We start from the raw sequence: 18754 nt of genomic DNA on the forward strand, positions 1-18754 counted from the left end.
CGACGTCTTACTAAGCGACGGGTTCCCCGTCAGTCTTATGACCAACGCAATTGCACTGCTGAAGGTAGCCAACGCAACGACACCTTCCCAATTGGCCAGGGCGTAGACCTGACTTCCGAGAACCGAACCCAGCGCCATACCGATAAACACCATCGTAAACAGCAGAGCGTTCAATCGTCCTCGTGCCAGAGGCTCCAGGCTATAGACCAGATTCTGGTGAGCAACCAGGCTGGATTGCAATCCGAGATCAAAACCTACCGCCGAAAGGGCGATGAGCAGCCACTGCCCCTGAACGGGCAGGGCGGGTAACAAAAACATCAGTGCGAAAGATACCGTTACCAGCAAAGCACCCAATTGCGTCACTTTTGCCGCACCCACTTTATCGGCAAGATGGCCCGCCATCGGTGCGGCAAGCGCTCCGGCTGCTCCCGCGATACCAAAAGCACCCGCTATAGCGCTACCCATGTGGTAATGCTCAGATAACATCACCGCCAGCGTAGACCAGAAGGCGCTAAAAGCAATGGACAGAAAGCCTTGTGCCAGTGCTGCGCGGCGCAAGGTGGAATATCGTTGCCAAAGTTGCGCCATTGAGAGCATTAATGATGGATAGCTCAACGTGGAATGGACCGTAAAGCGAGGCAGTACTTTCCACATAATCGCGGTAATTACGGCAATGCTGACGGCAGCGAGTTGGTACATCTCGCGCCAGCCAAACGCTTCGCCCACCAGCCCACTGACGGTACGTGAGAGTAAAATCCCCAGCAGAAGGCCCGTCATCACGGTGCCCACCGTTTTTCCCTGCTTGCCTTCGGGCGCCAGTATTGCCGCCGCAGGCACAATATCTTGTGCCATGGTTGCCGCCATCCCCATCAGCAGGCTCACCAGTAATAGCGAATGCAACTGACCGGTAAAGCTACAGGCCAGCAGCAGCGCGGCAAGAGAGATGCTTTTCAGCAGGATTAATGTCCGGCGGTCATAACGATCGCCTAATGGCAATAAAAACAATATACCTAACGCATATCCCGCCTGGGTCAGCGTCGGGACCAACCCCATACCGGTGAGACTTAAGGCCAGATCCTGACCCATTAAAGGCAGAAGAGGCTGGGCGTAGTAGATAGCGGCCACGCTGAATCCGGCGCCCATTGCCAGAACAAAAATGACCCAACGGGAAAGTGCGGTATGTGTGTTCACAAATGATTCCTCAATCACAAGATGTGCGGCTATTTTTATCCTTCAGCGAGTGGCGCGGTAGCGAGCGCAGTGGTAAAACAGTTATACGTCAGACGTATGATGAAACTGAAAATGATAAAAAATGAGCGTATAGACAGGGTGGAGCTGATGCGTACGTTTGTACGTATTGTCGAAGCAGGATCGCTTTCGGCAGCGGCAAAACAGATAGGGACGACGCAGGCGACCGTTAGCCGACGGCTGCAATCGCTGGAAACGCTGCTGGGTGTGAAACTGCTTATGCGTACCACGCATGCGATGAAATTGACCGACGATGGTGAAAGAGGCTATCAGCATGCTAAGAAGATTATTGATGCCTGGCTGGCGCTGGAAGATGGACTTAATGTCACAGAAGATGAACCGGTGGGGACGTTGCGAGTCCGCGCACCGCATGCGTTCGGGCAACAACAACTACTTGAGCCGCTTTTGCAGTTTCTTTCGCGCTATCCCCAGTTGGCAGTAGAGTGGATGCTCAACGATAAAACCGTTGATTTTCTGAGCGATAATATTGATTGTGCGATCAGGGTTGGTGCTGAGGTGGATCCGGCCACGGTTTCCGTCTTACTGGCTGAAGTTCCCCGTAGTATGGTGGTGAGTCCAGGACTGCTGGAGCAATATGGCGAGCTTTCTCATCCTGAGCAGTTATCAGCGCTGCCCTGGATTGCCGTGAACACGTTTTATCAGCATAGCGTTTCGTTGTTGCACCAATTGCTTAATGAGCCAGTCACGCTGAATATTTCACCCAGATTAAGCACAGACAGTATTTATGTCGCAAGAAATGCTGCGCTGGCGGGGTTGGGAGTGACAATTGTTTCAAGCTGGATGGTGGCGGAGGATATTGCCAATGGACGTCTGGTTGCGTTGCTACCTGAGTGGCATGCGGCGCCGTTGCCTGTACATTTGGTTTATCCGTGGGCGCGTTACTATCCGACCCGCTTACGCAAGTTTCTGGCCCTAATGAAGGATGTTATGCCGCAGCTGACGGGGATGAAAGGTGTAGATCAGATATAAAAAAGCCGACCCGAGGGCCGGCTTTGATATTGATTATGGCTTACTCAACAGGCTGTGGACGTGTTGCTGGCGCAGTCGCTTGATGCGTTGCGCTGTGTCCACCTGCGGCACCTTTGCCTTCAAAGGCGAATGCCGGACGCTGCCAGTCGCTATGACGCGGCGCTTCTGGCACATATTCCGGTGCCGGAGCGCGGGTCATTGGCGCGGTTGCATGGCTGTGCAGGTGTTCAGCATCAGCGCTGGCTGCGACAACTTCAGCCTTAACGACTTCAGTTTCGACGACAGGCGCGGCAACAACGTCTTTCGGCGCTGCAACTTCTTCAACAACTGGCGCTGTTTCCACAACCTCAGTAATCTCTTCAACCACTTCTGGCTGGGGAATAACAACCTCTGCAGGCTCTTCGGCAACCGGTGCAGTCACAACGTCAGCCACAGGTTCGGCTTCAGCGGTGATTTCTTCTGCTACGGGCGCATCAGATGCAGCGATAATTTGCGGTTGTTCCTCGACCGGGGTCTCAATCACTTCCGGATGCGTGGTTTCAACCTGTGTGGTTTCAACAACGGCGGCCTGAGGCTCAGCTACGACAACCTCTGGTTGCACGGCTTCAACCGGCGCAGGGGTATCCACAATGTGTTCAACGGCAGCGGCAGCAACCTGAGGCTCTACGGCGACAGGTGCAGCTTGCTGCTGGACCATTTCCTGTTCGCGCTGTTCTTCAACCTGCTGATCCTGAGGACGTGCAACAGGGTAGCGGATCCAAACCTTACCGGACGCTAATTCAGGAGATGCGCAGGCGACCGTTAACGGCATTGGCGACTGAACCGGATAACGCTCGTCACGGTAACGACGACGACGCTGTCCACTGACGCGCAGATGGCGAGGAGAGCGGCGAGAACGACGCGGCATACCGTTGGAGTCACGAGCTTCGCTGTTGTCTTCCTGCTCAGTCGCAACGACGGCTGGCAGATCAACTTTCGCCAGTTCGGTGCGCTGTGCCGGTACCGGCTGTTCTGTTGGTTGAGCAACAGCAGTTTCAGCGATTGCAGCAACAGTAGCCACTTCGGCTTCAACCGCCGGACTGTCTGTGAAACGCACTTTCTGAGTCAACTGACGCTGTTTGCGGCGGGTTTGAGGCTGACGTACGCGCTCTTCCTGCTCGGTATCCTGCACAGGTTGTTCTGCCTGGTTCAGCTCTTTAACTTCCTGCTGAGCCTGACGCTTGTCATCGTTACGACGGCGGTTACGTTCGCGACGCGGCGCCTGCTGTTCATCACCGGATTTCGCTTTGTCTACAACATCAGTGGTTTGCTGGCGGTTATCGCGAGCTTCCGCATTTTGCTGCTGGGACTGACGACGGTTACGGCGGTTATCTTCACGGTTTTCGCCGTTTTCTGAACGTTCGCTACGGTTGTCACGGTCACCGCGATTATCACGGTTATCACGACGATCGTTACGGTCGCGACGATTGTTCTGACGCGGTTTACGACGATCCTGCTGGCGTTCGGTTTTCTCTTCAGCTTTCGGCGCAGGTTGTTCAACCGGTTTCACTTCTTCGCTACCACCGAAGATGGACTTCAGTGCGCCAAAGAAACGGCTAATCAAACCGGGCTGTGCGGCAACGGCTGCGGTTGCTGCTGCAGCTTTAGGCGCGGCGGCTTTCGCGGCAGGTTCCTGCAGAGCAGGGGCTGGCGGAACGTCAGGCATGGCGAAGGTGGCCAGCGCCGGTTGCTCAGGCTGTTTACGCTCGACGTACTCTTCTTCCGTCGGCAATGCCATTGCCTCTTCATGCAGTTTCGGCAGCAGGTAGCTCAGGGTCGGTGTTTCTTCCCCTTTGCGTACGCGCAGCACAGAATAGTGCGGGGTTTCCATCTGATCGTTTGGCACGATCACACAGCGCACGCCATTCTGACGCGTTTCGATAGCATTAACCGCGGTACGTTTTTCGTTAAGCAGGTAAGAGGCGATTGGCACAGGAACAATAGCGTGAACTTCTTGCGTATTTTCTTTCAGTGCTTCTTCTTCGATCAGACGCAGAATAGACAGCGACAGTGATTCGTTATCACGTACGGTACCGGTGCCGGAGCAGCGCGGGCACACGTGATGGCTGGATTCACCCAGAGACGGGCTCAGACGCTGACGAGACATCTCCAGCAGACCGAAGCGAGAAATATGGCTGATCTGAATACGCGCTCTGTCCTGGCGTACGGCCTCGCGCAGACGGTTTTCAACCGCGCGCTGGTGGCGAACCGGCGTCATATCAATGAAGTCGATTACAATCAGACCGCCGAGGTCGCGAAGACGCAGCTGACGGGCAATTTCATCGGCTGCTTCAAGGTTAGTGTTGAACGCTGTTTCTTCGATGTCGCCGCCGCGAGTTGCGCGTGCGGAGTTGATATCGATAGCGGTCAGTGCCTCTGTGCTGTCAATAACGATTGAGCCGCCGGACGGCAGACGTACTTCGCGCTGGAATGCGGACTCAATCTGAGACTCGATCTGATAGTGGCTGAACAGCGGGATTTCGCCGGTGTACAGTTTGATTTTGCTGCTGAAATCCGGACGACCCAGTGCGGCGATGTGCTGACGCGCCATCTCCATCACTTTCGGGTTATCGATAAGGATTTCGCCGATGTCCTGACGTAAGTAGTCTCGGAAAGCGCGAACGATAACGTTGCTTTCCTGGTGGATCAGGAACGGAGCAGGGCGGCTGTCAGCGGCTTTTTGAATCGCTTCCCAGTGCTTTAGGCGGAAGCTCAGGTCCCACTGCAGCGCTTCGGCGGATTTGCCGACCCCTGCGGTACGCACGATAAGCCCCATGCCATCAGGCAGTTCCAGGCTTGCCAGCGCTTCTTTTAATTCGGTACGGTCGTCGCCTTCAATGCGGCGGGAGATACCGCCCGCGCGCGGGTTGTTCGGCATCAGAACCAGATAACTACCCGCCAGGCTGATAAAGGTAGTCAGCGCAGCGCCTTTATTGCCGCGTTCTTCTTTATCGATCTGAACGATGACTTCCTGACCTTCGCGCAACACGTCTTTAATGTTGGGACGACCATGGGAGTTGTAGTTAGCGGGGAAGTATTCGCGGGCAATTTCTTTTAACGGGAGGAAACCGTGACGTTCAGCGCCGTAATCAACAAAAGCAGCTTCCAGACTCGGTTCAATACGGGTAATTTTGCCTTTATAGATGTTGGCTTTTTTCTGTTCGTGTCCAGGACTTTCGATATCCAGATCGTACAGACGTTGCCCATCTACAAGGGCGACACGCAACTCTTCCTGCTGAGTTGCGTTAATTAACATTCTTTTCATCGTAACTTACTCATTATTCTTACATTGACGACTAAGCTGCGGGCAGAGTAATGCCTTTCCGGGTGTGAACCGATGGCCTCGTGTCTATTCGCGTCGCCAACCTCACGGTTATCGTCAGCTCAAAGAGGCGCAGAGTGTCGGTTGCCTGTATTTCATACGGAAACACAGCGCAATTATCAGGGGAACAGTCTGGGTGTTACTCTCCAGAAAAGCTTCCATATTACCGGTAAGGACTGCAACCCGCAGCCCGCTAACTGCCTGAAAGATCAATACGTCTTACGCCATTGCTGCGTTGATGATCGGTCGGGCAAAATTGGGTCATTCCGGAAAAGTTCTTGTTTTAACAAGATTCAACACGGAAACAACCTCATTATTCCACTGCTAACCTTGTTATAGCAAGATGACTTTTGCCATTTATCACCCGGTTACTCACAGTTTTTTCACTTCCGCGTAGTGATTGCTTTAATAACCACCAAATCGGCTATGTCAAACTTAAGTAATAAGGTATAGCAGTTAATATAAGCATAGAAAAATGTGTGGCGCGAATCTTGATGGCTATTTAAAATCGGCCCCCATGAAAACAGAGACTCCAGCCGTAAAAACAGTTGCCATTACTGCCGACGAAGCAGGGCAACGCATCGATAACTTTTTGCGCACCCAGCTTAAGGGCGTGCCGAAAAGTATGATTTATCGCATTTTGCGTAAAGGCGAAGTGCGGGTGAATAAAAAACGCATTAAACCCGAGTACAAACTCGAAGACGGGGATATTGTGCGTATTCCACCTGTGCGGGTCGCTGAACGTGAAGAAGAGGCCATTTCACCGAACCTGCAAAAGGTCGCGGCGCTGACCGACGTCATTTTATATGAAGATGACCACATTCTGGTGCTTAACAAACCTTCAGGTACGGCCGTACATGGCGGAAGCGGGTTAAGCTTTGGCGTCATTGAAGGATTACGTGCGTTGCGACCTGAAGCGCGTTTCCTTGAACTGGTGCATCGCCTCGACCGGGATACCTCCGGCGTTTTGCTGGTGGCTAAAAAGCGCTCAGCCTTGCGTTCATTGCATGAACAACTGCGTGAAAAAGGCATGCAGAAAGACTATCTCGCGCTGGTTCGAGGCCAATGGCAGTCGCATGTCAAAACCGTGCAGGCGCCGCTGTTAAAGAACATTCTGCAAAGCGGCGAGCGTATCGTGCGGGTGAACCAGGAAGGCAAACCGTCAGAAACACGTTTTAAAGTGGAAGAGCGCTATGCGTTTGCCACGCTTGTGCGCTGTAGCCCGGTGACCGGACGTACGCACCAGATTCGTGTGCATACCCAGTATGCCGGTCATCCAATTGCTTTTGACGATCGCTACGGTGACCGTGAGTTCGATAAGCAACTGGCGGATACGGGGTTGAATCGACTTTTCCTGCACGCCGCAGCGTTGAAATTTACCCATCCGGGAACGGGTGAAGTGATGCGTATTGAGGCGCCGATGGATAAGCAATTGAAGCGCTGCCTTGAGGTTTTACGCAGTAAAGCCTGATGCGCGTTGCTTATCAGGCCTACAATCGTGTGATGCACCGTAGGCCTGATAAGACGCATCGCGTCGCCATCAGGCAGATCAATCAGGCATTCAACGGGTTCATCTCTTCCCGCCGCAGCATTTGACACAACGCGATAAGCGGCAAACCGATCAGGGTATTTGGGTCACGACCCTCCAGGCGTTCAAAGAGTGCAATACCTAACCCTTCACTTTTGAAACTACCTGCACAATGGAGCGGGCGCTCTTTACGCAGATAATCATCAATTTCCGCCTCGCTTAAATGACGGAAATGGACGTCAAAAGGTTCTACTTCAGTTTGTAAATGTCCGGTCGCAGAATTATACAGCGCCAGTCCGGTGTAAAACGTCACAATATTGCCACGGGCTTTGAGTAATTGTTGGCGCGCATTTTCTTCAGTTAATGGTTTGCCGGTTATTTCACCATCAAGAACACAAATTTGATCGGAGCCAATAATCAGATGCGATGGGTAACGGTGGGCGAGAGATTGCGCTTTTTTCTGCGCCAGTCGCAAGACTAAATGGCGTGGTGCTTCGCCGGGCAACGGCGTTTCATCAACCTCTGGCGCAGCGCATTCAAACGGGATTGCCAGTTTTTCGAGTAAAGCGCGACGCCAGGGGGAGGTAGAAGCAAGAATAAGTTGAGGCATATTTTTTCCCTCGCATATAGCGTATTGATGAGAGCCATTTTAAACTATGGACTTCGACCTACAAGCTGGCTGTAGTGGCTTGTCTTGAGCGATTTTAAGTCGATGACCCGCAATGTGTGCGAATTATTGGCAAAAGGCAACCACAGGCTGCCTTTTTCTTTGACTATATGACGTTACAAAGTTAATATGCGCGCCCTATGCAAAAGGTAAAATTACCCCTGACTCTTGATCCGGTTCGTACGGCTCAAAAACGCCTCGATTATGAAGGTATCTATACTTCTGATCTGGTTGAGCGCGTCGCCGATTCTGTAGTCAGTGTGGACAGTGATGTGGAATGCTCCATGTCGTTCGCTATCGATAACCAGCGTCTCGCCGTTATAACCGGTGATGCGAAGGTATCGGTTACGCTCGAGTGTCAGCGTTGCGGGAAACCGTTCCCACTTCATGTTCACACAACATATTGTTTTAGTCCTGTCCGTTCTGACGAGCAGGCTGAAGCACTCCCGGAAGCGTATGAGCCGATTGAGGTTAACGAATTCGGTGAAATCGATCTGCTTGCAATGGTTGAAGATGAGATTATCCTCTCCTTGCCGGTAGTTCCGGTGCATGATTCTGAACACTGTGAAGTGTCCGAGGCGGACATGGTCTTTGGCGAATTGCCTGATGAAGCGCAAAAGCCAAACCCATTTGCCGTATTAGCCAGCTTAAAGCGTAAGTAATTGAGGAGTAAGGTCCATGGCCGTACAACAGAATAAACCAACCCGTTCCAAACGTGGCATGCGTCGTTCTCATGACGCTCTGACCGCAGTCACCAGCTTGTCTGTAGACAAAACTTCTGGTGAACAACACCTGCGTCACCACATCACTGCCGACGGTTTCTACCGTGGCCGTAAGGTAATCGCTAAGTAATCACGCATGACTCAATGGCTTTCCCACTTCTGGTGAGAAAGACAAAGAGTGAACGCGTGATGAAGCTTAGTGAGGCTTTCCCCGGGTAACTGGGGAAACACCTAACCGGGCAGCGACGATACCTTGACACGTCTAACCCTGGCGTTAGATGTCATGGGGGGAGATTTTGGCCCTACCGTGACAGTGCCTGCAGCATTGCAGGCACTGAATTCTAATTCGCAACTCACACTTCTTTTAGTCGGGGATCCCGATACAATCACGCCATTACTTGCCAAAGCTGACTTCGAACAACGTTCGCGTCTGCAGATTATCCCTGCTCAGTCAGTTATTGCCAGTGATGCCCGGCCCTCGCAAGCTATTCGCGCCAGTCGTGGAAGCTCAATGCGTGTTGCCCTGGAGCTCGTGAAAGAAGGTCAGGCACAAGCTTGTGTCAGCGCCGGTAATACGGGCGCACTCATGGGACTTGCGAAGTTATTGCTCAAACCTCTTGAGGGGATTGAGCGTCCTGCGTTGGTGACGGTGTTACCCCATCAGCAAAAGGGCAAAACGGTGGTGCTGGATTTGGGCGCCAACGTAGATTGTGATAGCACGATGTTGGTGCAATTTGCCGTCATGGGTTCCGTGCTGGCAGAAGAGGTTGTTGGCATTGCCAATCCTCGCGTAGCGTTACTCAACATCGGCGAAGAAGAAACGAAAGGTCTCGACAGTATTCGAGATGCTTCAGCTGTGCTAAAAACAATCCCTTCCATTAATTATATCGGCTATCTTGAAGCCAATGAGTTACTGACTGGCAAAACCGATGTGTTGGTCTGTGACGGTTTTACAGGTAATGTCACATTAAAGACGATGGAAGGTGTTGTCAGAATGTTCCTTTCACTGCTGAAATCTCAGGGTGAGGGCAAAAAACGGTCGTGGTGGCTTCTGTTATTAAAACGTTGGTTACAAAAAAGCCTGACAAGGCGATTTAGTCACCTCAACCCCGACCAGTATAATGGCGCCTGTCTGTTAGGATTGCGCGGCACGGTGATTAAGAGTCATGGTGCGGCCAATCAGCGAGCATTTGAAGTCGCGATTGAACAGGCAGTGCAGGCGGTGCAGCGACAAGTTCCTCAGCGAATTGCCGCTCGCCTGGAATCTGTATACCCAGCTGGATTCGAACTGCTGGACGGTGGCGAAAGCGCAAAATCACGAGCACACAGATAACGGTGCGTTTGTGAATGTGGCCACCGTATCAGCGATTTGCTCGTAGCGGTATATAACCAAAAAGTGACTGAGCGTACATGTATACGAAGATTATTGGTACTGGCAGCTATCTGCCTGAACAAGTGCGTACTAACGCCGATTTGGAAAAAATGGTTGAGACGTCTGATGAGTGGATCGTCACTCGTACAGGTATCCGTGAACGCCATATTGCAGCGCCAAATGAAACAGTTGCGACGATGGGCTTTGCCGCCGCAAACCGTGCGATTGAAATGGCGGGCATCGACAAAGAACAAATTGGTCTGATTGTGGTTGCTACCACATCATCCACTCACGCATTTCCAAGCGCGGCGTGCCAGATCCAAAGTATGCTGGGGATCAAAGGCTGTCCGGCGTTTGACGTTGCAGCCGCTTGTGCTGGCTTCACTTACGCCCTGAGCGTTGCCGACCAGTACGTTAAATCTGGCGCAGTTAAGCATGCTCTGGTCGTTGGCTCCGATGTCCTGGCCCGTACCTGCGATCCAACCGATCGCGGAACGATCATCATTTTCGGTGATGGGGCTGGTGCGGTTGTACTGAGCGCATCAGAAGAGCCAGGTATTCTCTCCACGCATCTGCACGCTGACGGTCGCTACGGCGAACTGTTGACGTTGCCTAACGCCGATCGCGTGAACCCGGAAAACCCGATCCACCTGACGATGGCGGGTAACGAAGTATTTAAAGTCGCGGTGACCGAGCTTGCGCACATCGTTGATGAAACGCTGGAAGCCAATAATCTCGACCGTTCTGCGCTGGACTGGCTGGTGCCGCATCAGGCTAACCTGCGCATTATCAGCGCGACAGCTAAAAAGCTGGGTATGTCGATGGATAATGTTGTCGTGACGCTCGACAGACATGGTAATACCTCTGCTGCCTCCGTACCGTGCGCGCTGGACGAAGCCGTCCGCGACGGGCGTATTAAAGCTGGGCAGTTGATATTGCTTGAAGCCTTCGGGGGTGGATTCACCTGGGGCTCCGCGCTGGTTCGTTTCTAGTATAAGGATTTAAACATGACGCAATTTGCATTTGTGTTTCCGGGGCAGGGTTCCCAGACCGTTGGGATGTTGTCTGAAATGGCAGCAAACTACCCAATTGTTGAAGAAACATTTGCTGAAGCATCAGCTGCACTGGGCTATGATCTGTGGGCGTTGACTCAGCAAGGTCCGGCTGAAGAACTGAATAAAACCTGGCAGACGCAGCCCGCGCTGTTGACCGCATCCGTTGCGCTTTATCGCGTATGGCAGCAGCAGGGGGGTAAAACACCTGCGCTGATGGCGGGTCATAGCCTGGGCGAATATTCTGCTCTGGTATGTGCGGGTGTTATCGGTTTTGCCGATGCCGTACGTCTGGTTGAACTGCGTGGCAAATTCATGCAGGAAGCGGTTCCGGAAGGCACTGGCGGCATGTCTGCTATTATCGGTCTGGACGATGCCGCTATCGCTAAAGCGTGCGAAGAGTCTGCCGAAGGCCAGGTGGTTTCACCGGTAAACTTTAACTCACCGGGTCAGGTGGTTATTGCCGGGCATAAAGAAGCCGTAGAACGTGCTGGTGCTGCCTGTAAAGCCGCGGGCGCTAAGCGTGCGCTGCCGCTGCCGGTCAGCGTTCCTTCTCACTGCGCGCTGATGAAGCCTGCCGCTGAGAAACTGGCCGTTGAGCTGCAGAAAATCACCTTTAACGCGCCGACTGTTCCGGTTGTGAACAACGTCGACGTGAAGTGCGAGACCACGGCAGACGCAATTCGCGATGCGCTGGTTCGTCAACTGTATAGCCCGGTTCAGTGGACTAAAACCGTTGAATTTATGGCATCCCAGGGCGTAGAGCACCTGTATGAAGTCGGTCCGGGTAAAGTTCTGACCGGTCTGACGAAACGTATTGTTGACACCCTGACTGCTTCGGCACTGAATGAGCCGGCGGCACTGTCTGCGGCGCTAGAGCAATAAAAGAGGAAGACCATGAGTTTTGAAGGAAAAATCGCGCTGGTTACCGGTGCAAGCCGTGGCATTGGCCGCGCAATTGCTGAGACACTTGTTGCCCGTGGCGCGAAAGTTATCGGTACTGCTACCAGCGAAAGCGGCGCGCAGGCCATTAGCGATTACTTAGGTGCAAATGGTAAAGGTCTGATGTTGAATGTGACCGATCCGGCATCTATCGAATCTGTTCTGGAAAATATTCGCGCAGAATTTGGTGAAGTCGATATCCTGGTCAATAATGCTGGGATTACTCGTGATAACCTGTTAATGCGCATGAAAGATGACGAGTGGAACGATATCATCGAAACCAACCTGTCATCTGTTTTCCGTCTGTCAAAAGCGGTAATGCGAGCTATGATGAAAAAGCGTCATGGGCGTATTATCACTATCGGTTCTGTGGTTGGTACCATGGGAAATGCGGGTCAGGCTAACTACGCTGCGGCGAAAGCGGGTCTGATCGGCTTCAGTAAATCACTGGCGCGCGAAGTTGCGTCTCGTGGCATTACTGTAAACGTTGTTGCTCCGGGCTTTATTGAAACGGACATGACGCGTGCGCTGTCTGATGATCAGCGTGCGGGTATTCTGGCGCAGGTTCCTGCGGGTCGCCTCGGTGGCGCTCAGGAAATCGCCAGTGCGGTTGCATTTTTAGCTTCTGACGAAGCAAGTTACATCACAGGTGAGACTTTGCACGTCAACGGCGGGATGTACATGGTTTAACCACGATGAAAAATATTTGCGTTATTGTAGGTCTTGGCCTCAAAATAACGTAAAATCGTGGTAAGACCTGCCGGGATTTAGTTGCAAATTTTTCAACATTTTATACACTACGAAAACCATCGCGAAAGCGAGTTTTGATAGGAAATTTAAGAGTATGAGCACTATCGAAGAACGCGTTAAGAAAATTATCGGCGAACAGCTGGGCGTTAAGCAGGAAGAAGTAACCAACAATGCTTCCTTCGTTGAAGACCTGGGCGCAGATTCTCTTGACACCGTTGAGCTGGTAATGGCTCTGGAAGAAGAGTTTGATACTGAGATTCCGGACGAAGAAGCTGAGAAAATCACTACCGTTCAGGCTGCCATTGATTACATCAACGGCCACCAGGCGTAAGTGAACATCTCCAGGCGGTCATTCGACCGCCTGAGTTTTATCTTTTTATCCCACTTGAATTATTTTCCCTCCCTGGAGGACAACCGTGTCTAAGCGTCGTGTAGTTGTGACCGGACTGGGCATGTTGTCTCCTGTCGGCAATACCGTAGAGTCTACCTGGAAAGCTCTCCTTGCCGGTCAGAGTGGCATCAGCCTGATCGACCATTTCGATACTAGCGCCTATGCAACGAAATTTGCTGGCTTAGTAAAGGATTTTAACTGTGAAGACATTATCTCGCGTAAAGAACAGCGCAAGATGGATGCCTTCATTCAATATGGAATTGTCGCTGGCGTTCAGGCCATGCAGGATTCTGGCCTCGAAATTACGGAAGAGAACGCTCATCGTATTGGCGCCGCTATCGGCTCTGGTATTGGCGGTCTCGGTCTGATCGAAGAAAACCATACCTCACTGGTAAACGGTGGACCGCGTAAGATCAGCCCGTTCTTCGTTCCGTCGACGATTGTTAACATGGTGGCTGGTCACCTGACCATCATGTACGGCCTGCAAGGGCCAAGCATCTCCATCGCGACCGCCTGTACTTCAGGCGTGCATAACATCGGTCATGCCGCACGTATCATTGCATACGGCGATGCAGACGCGATGGTTGCGGGTGGTGCTGAAAAAGCCAGTACGCCGTTGGGTGTGGGTGGCTTTGGCGCGGCACGTGCACTGTCTACGCGTAATGATAACCCGCAAGCGGCAAGCCGCCCATGGGACAAAGAGCGTGACGGCTTTGTGCTGGGCGACGGTGCTGGCATGGTGGTACTGGAAGAGTACGAGCAAGCGAAAGCGCGCGGTGCAAAAATCTATGCTGAAGTCGTTGGCTTCGGTATGAGCAGCGATGCTTACCACATGACGTCGCCACCGGAAAACGGTGCAGGCGCTGCGCTGGCAATGGTCAACGCACTGCGCGATGCGGCTATTGAAGCGGGTCAGATCGGCTATGTCAACGCACATGGTACGTCTACGCCTGCAGGCGATAAAGCTGAAACCCAGGCAGTGAAATCTGTCTTTGGCGATGCGGCAAGCCGTGTGATGGTAAGCTCCACCAAATCCATGACCGGACACCTGTTGGGTGCGGCGGGCGCGGTAGAGTCTATTTTCTCTATCCTGGCGCTGCGCGATCAGGCTATTCCGCCAACCATCAACCTGGATAACCCGGATGAAGGTTGTGACCTGGACTTCGTACCTCACGAAGCGCGTCAGGTTAGTGGTCTGGAGTATGCGCTGTGTAACTCCTTTGGCTTCGGTGGTACCAACGGCTCTTTGATCTTTAAAAAGATTTAAGTCCGTCAGGTGATGCGCTAGCATCGATAGCAAATTGAAAAGGTCCGCTTGTCGGGCCTTTTTTTATTCGGTTTTCCGCCCTTGTCCTGTGTTACTCATCCTGCCAAACTAGCGGACCAGAAATAAGGAGCCACCATGTTCTTAATTAATGGCTGCGAGCAAGATATGCTGGCCGCAAGCGATCGAGCGACCCAATTTGGTGATGGCTGTTTTACCACTGCCTGTATTATCGACGGTGAAATTCCTCTCTTTGCAGCGCATCTTGAGCGTTTACAAGACGCTTGCCAAAAACTGCTGATCTCTTTTGAAGATTGGTCCGAGCTGCAAAATGAAATGAAAATGCTGGCGAAAGGGCACGTACGCGGTGTGTTGAAAGTGATTATCAGCCGTGGCAGTGGAGGCCGGGGTTACAGTGGCAAAAATTGTCATAGTGCCACACGCATCCTCTCCGTTTCAGCCTGGCCCGATCATTACGATCGTTGGCGGCAAGAAGGTATTACGCTGGCGCTAAGCCCAGTGCGGCTGGGACGTAATCCACTGCTTGCCGGGCTTAAACACTTGAATCGACTGGAGCAGGTGTTGATTCGCTCTCATCTTGAACAGACGGACGCCGATGAAGCGCTGGTTCTTGACAGCGAGGGATGGGTTACGGAATGCTGTGCGGCTAATTTGTTCTGGCGTAAAGGCGATGTGGTTTACACGCCCCGGCTGGACCAGGCCGGAGTGAACGGTATTATGCGACAATTCTGTATCCGGATGCTGGCACAATCGCCATTCAGTATTGTCGAAGTGTATGCCGGGTTGGAGGAGGTAATGCAGGCTGATGAAATCGTCGTCTGTAACGCGTTAATGCCCATTATTCCCGTGCGTGCCTGTGGCGACACGTTGTTGTCTTCACGTTTGTTATTTGATTATTTAGCCCCACTTTGTGAGCACCCGAATTAGTCATGAAAAAACTGTTACTTGTTGTCCTGTTATTGCTGGTTGTGCTGGGCATTGCCGCTGGAGTGGGAATGTGGAAAGTTCGCCATCTGGCGGACAGCAAATTATTGATTAAAGAAGAAACGATTTTTACGCTGAAAGCGGGAACGGGCCGTCTGGCTCTCGGCGAACAGCTGTATGCAGACAAAGTTATCAATCGTCCGCGCGTGTTCCAGTGGCTGCTGCGTGTGGAGCCCGAGCTGTCGCATTTTAAGGCCGGAACATATCGCTTCACGCCTGACATGACGGTGCGGGACATGCTGCAACTGCTGGAAAGCGGCAAAGAGGCGCAGTTCCCGTTACGTCTGGTTGAAGGGATGCGCCTGAGCGATTACCTCAAACAGCTGCGTGATGCCCCGTATATCAAACATACGTTAAGCGACGATAGCTATGAGACCGTGGCCGAGGCGCTGAAGCTGGAAAACCCGCAATGGGTGGAGGGCTGGTTCTGGCCAGATACCTGGATGTATACCGCCAATACTACTGACGTAGCGTTGCTAAAACGTGCGCATCAGAAAATGGTTAAAGCGGTGGATACTGTCTGGGAGGGACGCGCTGATGGCCTGCCTTATCAGGACAAAAATCAGCTGGTAACCATGGCTTCTATTATTGAAAAAGAAACTGCGGTTGCCAGCGAGCGCGACCAGGTGGCTTCGGTCTTTATTAACCGCTTACGTATCGGTATGCGTTTACAAACCGATCCGACCGTGATTTACGGGATGGGTACACGGTATAATGGCAAATTGTCGCGTGTGGATTTAGACACCCCGACCGCCTATAACACCTATACCATTACGGGACTGCCGCCAGGCCCGATTGCCATGCCGGGAGAGGCTTCATTGCAGGCCGCGGCGCATCCGGCAAAAACGCCGTATCTCTATTTTGTGGCTGACGGTAAAGGCGGCCACACGTTTAACACCAATCTTGCCAGCCATAACCGGTCCGTGCAGGATTACCTGAAAGTGCTTAAGGAAAAAAATGGGCAGTAACTATATCGTCATTGAAGGCCTGGAAGGCGCCGGAAAAACCACCGCGCGTAACGTGGTGGTGGAGACACTTGAGCAACTCGGTATTCGTGACATGGTTTTCACCCGTGAACCTGGTGGAACGCAGCTGGCTGAGAAACTAAGAAGTCTGGTGCTGGATATTAAATCGGTCGGTGACGAGGTCATTACCGATAAAGCCGAAGTTCTGATGTTTTACGCGGCGCGTGTACAGTTGGTCGAAACCGTTATTAAACCTGCACTGGCGAAAGGCGCGTGGGTAATTGGCGATCGTCACGATCTGTCGACCCAGGCGTATCAGGGCGGCGGACGCGGTATCGATCAAAACATGCTGGCAACCCTGCGCGATGCGGTGCTTGGTGATTTTCGCCCGGACCTGACGATCTATCTGGATGTGACGCCAGAAGTCGGGTTGAAGCGTGCCCGTGCCCGCGGCGAGCTGGATCGTATTGAGCAGGAATCTTTCGACTTCTTTAATCGTACTCGCGCGCGCTATCTTGAGCTGGCTGCCAAAGACACCAGCATTCGTACTATAGATGCTACGCAGCCGTTGGAGGCTGTGATGGCTGATATCCGTCATACCATCACCCAATGGGTGAAGGAGCAGGGCGCATGAAATGGTACCCATGGTTACGACCGGATTTTGAAAAACTGGTAGCCAGCTACCAGACGGGTCGTGGTCACCATGCGTTACTGATTCAGGCGTTACCCGGAATGGGCGACGACGCGCTGATTTACGCCCTCAGCCGCTATTTAATGTGCCAGCAGCCGGAAGGGCATAAAAGCTGTGGACAGTGCCGCGGCTGTCAGCTAATGCAGGCGGGGACGCACCCTGACTACTATTCGCTGCTGCCGGAAAAAGGCAAAAGCACGCTCGGGGTTGATGCGGTACGCGAAGTCAGTGAAAAGCTGTACGAGCATTCGCGTCTCGGTGGTGCGAAGGTCGTGTGGATCCCGGATGCTGCCCAGTTAACCGATGCCGCCGCCAACGCCTTGCTGAAAACGCTGGAAGAACCCCCGGCACAAACCTGGTTTTTCCTCGCCAGCACAGAGCCAGCTCGCTTGCTGGCGACATTACGCAGTCGTTGCCGGTTACATCATCTTGCGCCACCTCCGGAGTCGTATGCGATCTCCTGGCTTGCTCGTGAGGTGACTGCATCGTCAGAAGCGCTGCTGAGCGCGTTACGCCTGAGTGCAGGTTCGCCAGGCGCGGCACTCACGTTGTTACAGGCTGAAAGCTGGGCGCACCGCACAGATTTTTGTGCGGCACTGGTGAACACATTAAACACAGGAGACTGGTATATCTTGCTCGCGGCGTTAAATCACGATCAGGCTACCGCCCGTTTACACTGGCTGGCAACGTTGTTGACCGATGCGTTGAAACGTCCGTATGGCGTTTCCCATTTAACGAATCCTGATGCGTTGGACCTGATATCTTCTATCGCAGAACGGTTATCCGTTGCCCAGATACAGGCGATACTCGGTGACGTTTGTCATTGTCGTCAGCAACTGCTGAACGTAACGGGCGTAAACCGTGAACTGGTGTTAACCGATCTTATTCTTCGTATTGAGCATTACCTGCAACCGGGCACCGTACTGCCTGTTCCCCATCTTTGAGAGAGACATTATGTTTTTAGTCGACTCACACTGCCATCTTGATGGCCTGGATTATCAATCTCTGCATAAGGACGTGGATGACGTGCTGGCAAAAGCGGCCGCACGTGATGTGAAATTCTGTCTTGCCGTCGCGACCACCCTGCCAGGATATCGCAGTATGCGCGAACTGGTCGGTGAGCGTGACAATGTCGTTTTCTCCTGCGGCGTGCATCCGTTAAATCAGGATGAAACCTATGATGTTGAGGACCTGCGTCGTTTTGCCGCCGAAGAGGGGGTTGTGGCGATGGGAGAAACCGGGCTGGACTATTTTTACACGCCGGAAACAAAGGTGCGCCAGCAGGAATCTTTTATCCACCATATTCAGATCGGCCGTGAGTTACAGAAGCCGGTTATCGTGCATACCCGCGATGCGCGAGCCGATACGCTGTCTATTCTGCGCGAAGAAAAAGTGACGGATTGTGGCGGCGTACTACACTGTTTTACAGAGGACAGAGAAACGGCGGGCAAATTACTGGACCTTGGATTCTATATCTCGTTTTCCGGCATCGTCACGTTCCGAAATGCAGAGCAGCTCCGTGATGCCGCCCGCTATGTTCCTCTGGACCGGTTATTGGTCGAGACGGATTCTCCCTACCTTGCGCCTGTACCGCATCGTGGAAAAGAGAACCAGCCCGCCATGACTCGTGACGTTGCAGAGTACTTGGCCGTAGTGAAAGGTGTTGCCGTTGAAGAACTGGCGCAGGCAACCACTGATAACTTTGCCCGCCTGTTTCACATCGACGCTTCTCGCCTGCAATCTGTTCGTTAACTGACTTTTTTTAAAGCTCGTAATTAATCACTAATGCGAGTAAAGTTCACCGCC

The 18754-nt window shown here is 52.6% G+C and carries 18 protein-coding genes; 15 read left to right on the forward strand and 3 right to left on the reverse strand.

Annotation, left to right across the window (positions count from 1 at the left end):
• The coding region (locus tag FDW94_RS20665) for an MFS transporter (RefSeq protein ID WP_137378251.1) at positions 1-1191 on the reverse strand (1191 nt) is incomplete at its 3' end.
• A gap of 21 nt (positions 1192-1212) precedes the next feature.
• On the opposite strand from FDW94_RS20665, the gene FDW94_RS20670 reads away from it, so the two are divergent.
• Complete coding sequence (locus tag FDW94_RS20670; protein WP_137378166.1) at positions 1213-2238, forward strand: LysR family transcriptional regulator; 1026 nt, start codon at positions 1213-1215, stop codon at positions 2236-2238.
• A gap of 40 nt (positions 2239-2278) precedes the next feature.
• Here the strand turns inward: FDW94_RS20670 and rne are convergent, their stop codons facing one another.
• Entirely contained in the window at positions 2279-5542 is a 3264-nt protein-coding gene (gene rne, locus FDW94_RS20675; protein WP_111465792.1) for a ribonuclease E, read from the reverse strand.
• A 574-nt stretch (positions 5543-6116) separates the two neighbouring features.
• Here rne and rluC point away from each other — a divergent pair.
• On the forward strand, positions 6117-7070 hold the full coding sequence (gene rluC / locus FDW94_RS20680) for a 23S rRNA pseudouridine(955/2504/2580) synthase RluC (RefSeq protein ID WP_003036228.1): 954 nt from the start codon (positions 6117-6119) through the stop codon (positions 7068-7070).
• A gap of 82 nt (positions 7071-7152) precedes the next feature.
• Here rluC and FDW94_RS20685 read toward each other — a convergent pair whose 3' ends face one another.
• Positions 7153-7737, reverse strand: a complete 585-nt coding sequence (locus tag FDW94_RS20685; RefSeq protein WP_003832177.1) for a nucleoside triphosphate pyrophosphatase — start codon at positions 7735-7737, stop codon at positions 7153-7155.
• Positions 7738-7934: 197 nt separating this feature from the next.
• Here FDW94_RS20685 and yceD point away from each other — a divergent pair, with 197 nt between their 5' ends.
• From yceD to FDW94_RS20750, 13 genes are all read left to right on the forward strand, one after another.
• Positions 7935-8456, forward strand: coding sequence for a 23S rRNA accumulation protein YceD (gene yceD / locus FDW94_RS20690; RefSeq protein ID WP_003036239.1), 522 nt, complete (start codon positions 7935-7937; stop codon positions 8454-8456).
• Between the two features lie 16 nt (positions 8457-8472).
• On the forward strand, positions 8473-8646 hold the full coding sequence (gene rpmF, locus FDW94_RS20695; RefSeq protein WP_003036242.1) for a 50S ribosomal protein L32: 174 nt from the start codon (positions 8473-8475) through the stop codon (positions 8644-8646).
• A 123-nt stretch (positions 8647-8769) separates the two neighbouring features.
• Positions 8770-9849, forward strand: a complete 1080-nt coding sequence (gene plsX, locus FDW94_RS20700) for a phosphate acyltransferase PlsX (protein ID WP_071846967.1) — start codon at positions 8770-8772, stop codon at positions 9847-9849.
• Positions 9850-9926: 77 nt separating this feature from the next.
• Positions 9927-10880: a beta-ketoacyl-ACP synthase III gene (fabH, locus tag FDW94_RS20705; RefSeq protein WP_003832181.1), complete on the forward strand. Its 954-nt coding sequence runs from the start codon at positions 9927-9929 to the stop codon at positions 10878-10880.
• A gap of 15 nt (positions 10881-10895) precedes the next feature.
• Positions 10896-11825 (forward strand): ACP S-malonyltransferase, encoded by a 930-nt coding sequence (gene fabD / locus FDW94_RS20710; RefSeq protein ID WP_003832182.1) that lies wholly within the window; start codon positions 10896-10898, stop codon positions 11823-11825.
• A 12-nt stretch (positions 11826-11837) separates the two neighbouring features.
• Positions 11838-12572: a 3-oxoacyl-ACP reductase FabG gene (gene fabG, locus FDW94_RS20715; protein WP_003036255.1), complete on the forward strand. Its 735-nt coding sequence runs from the start codon at positions 11838-11840 to the stop codon at positions 12570-12572.
• A gap of 154 nt (positions 12573-12726) precedes the next feature.
• A complete protein-coding gene (acpP, locus tag FDW94_RS20720) occupies positions 12727-12963 on the forward strand; it encodes an acyl carrier protein (RefSeq protein ID WP_000103754.1) in 237 nt (78 codons plus the stop codon).
• Between the two features lie 85 nt (positions 12964-13048).
• Positions 13049-14290, forward strand: coding sequence for a beta-ketoacyl-ACP synthase II (gene fabF / locus FDW94_RS20725; RefSeq protein WP_137378167.1), 1242 nt, complete (start codon positions 13049-13051; stop codon positions 14288-14290).
• 135 nt (positions 14291-14425) lie between these two features.
• On the forward strand, positions 14426-15235 hold the full coding sequence (gene pabC, locus FDW94_RS20730; RefSeq protein ID WP_032942963.1) for an aminodeoxychorismate lyase: 810 nt from the start codon (positions 14426-14428) through the stop codon (positions 15233-15235).
• Between the two features lie 2 nt (positions 15236-15237).
• On the forward strand, positions 15238-16260 hold the full coding sequence (gene yceG, locus FDW94_RS20735) for a cell division protein YceG (RefSeq protein ID WP_008784373.1): 1023 nt from the start codon (positions 15238-15240) through the stop codon (positions 16258-16260).
• Entirely contained in the window at positions 16250-16891 is a 642-nt protein-coding gene (gene tmk / locus FDW94_RS20740) for a dTMP kinase (RefSeq protein ID WP_008784374.1), read from the forward strand. The genes yceG and tmk overlap by 11 nt, the downstream gene beginning before the upstream one ends.
• Positions 16888-17892 (forward strand): DNA polymerase III subunit delta', encoded by a 1005-nt coding sequence (holB, locus tag FDW94_RS20745; protein ID WP_137378168.1) that lies wholly within the window; start codon positions 16888-16890, stop codon positions 17890-17892. The genes tmk and holB overlap by 4 nt, the downstream gene beginning before the upstream one ends.
• A gap of 10 nt (positions 17893-17902) precedes the next feature.
• Positions 17903-18700, forward strand: a complete 798-nt coding sequence (locus FDW94_RS20750; protein WP_048214455.1) for a metal-dependent hydrolase — start codon at positions 17903-17905, stop codon at positions 18698-18700.
• Positions 18701-18754: the final 54 nt, after the last annotated feature.

Source organism: Citrobacter sp. wls757 (genome assembly GCF_005280935.1).
Lineage (GTDB): Bacteria > Pseudomonadota > Gammaproteobacteria > Enterobacterales > Enterobacteriaceae > Citrobacter > Citrobacter portucalensis.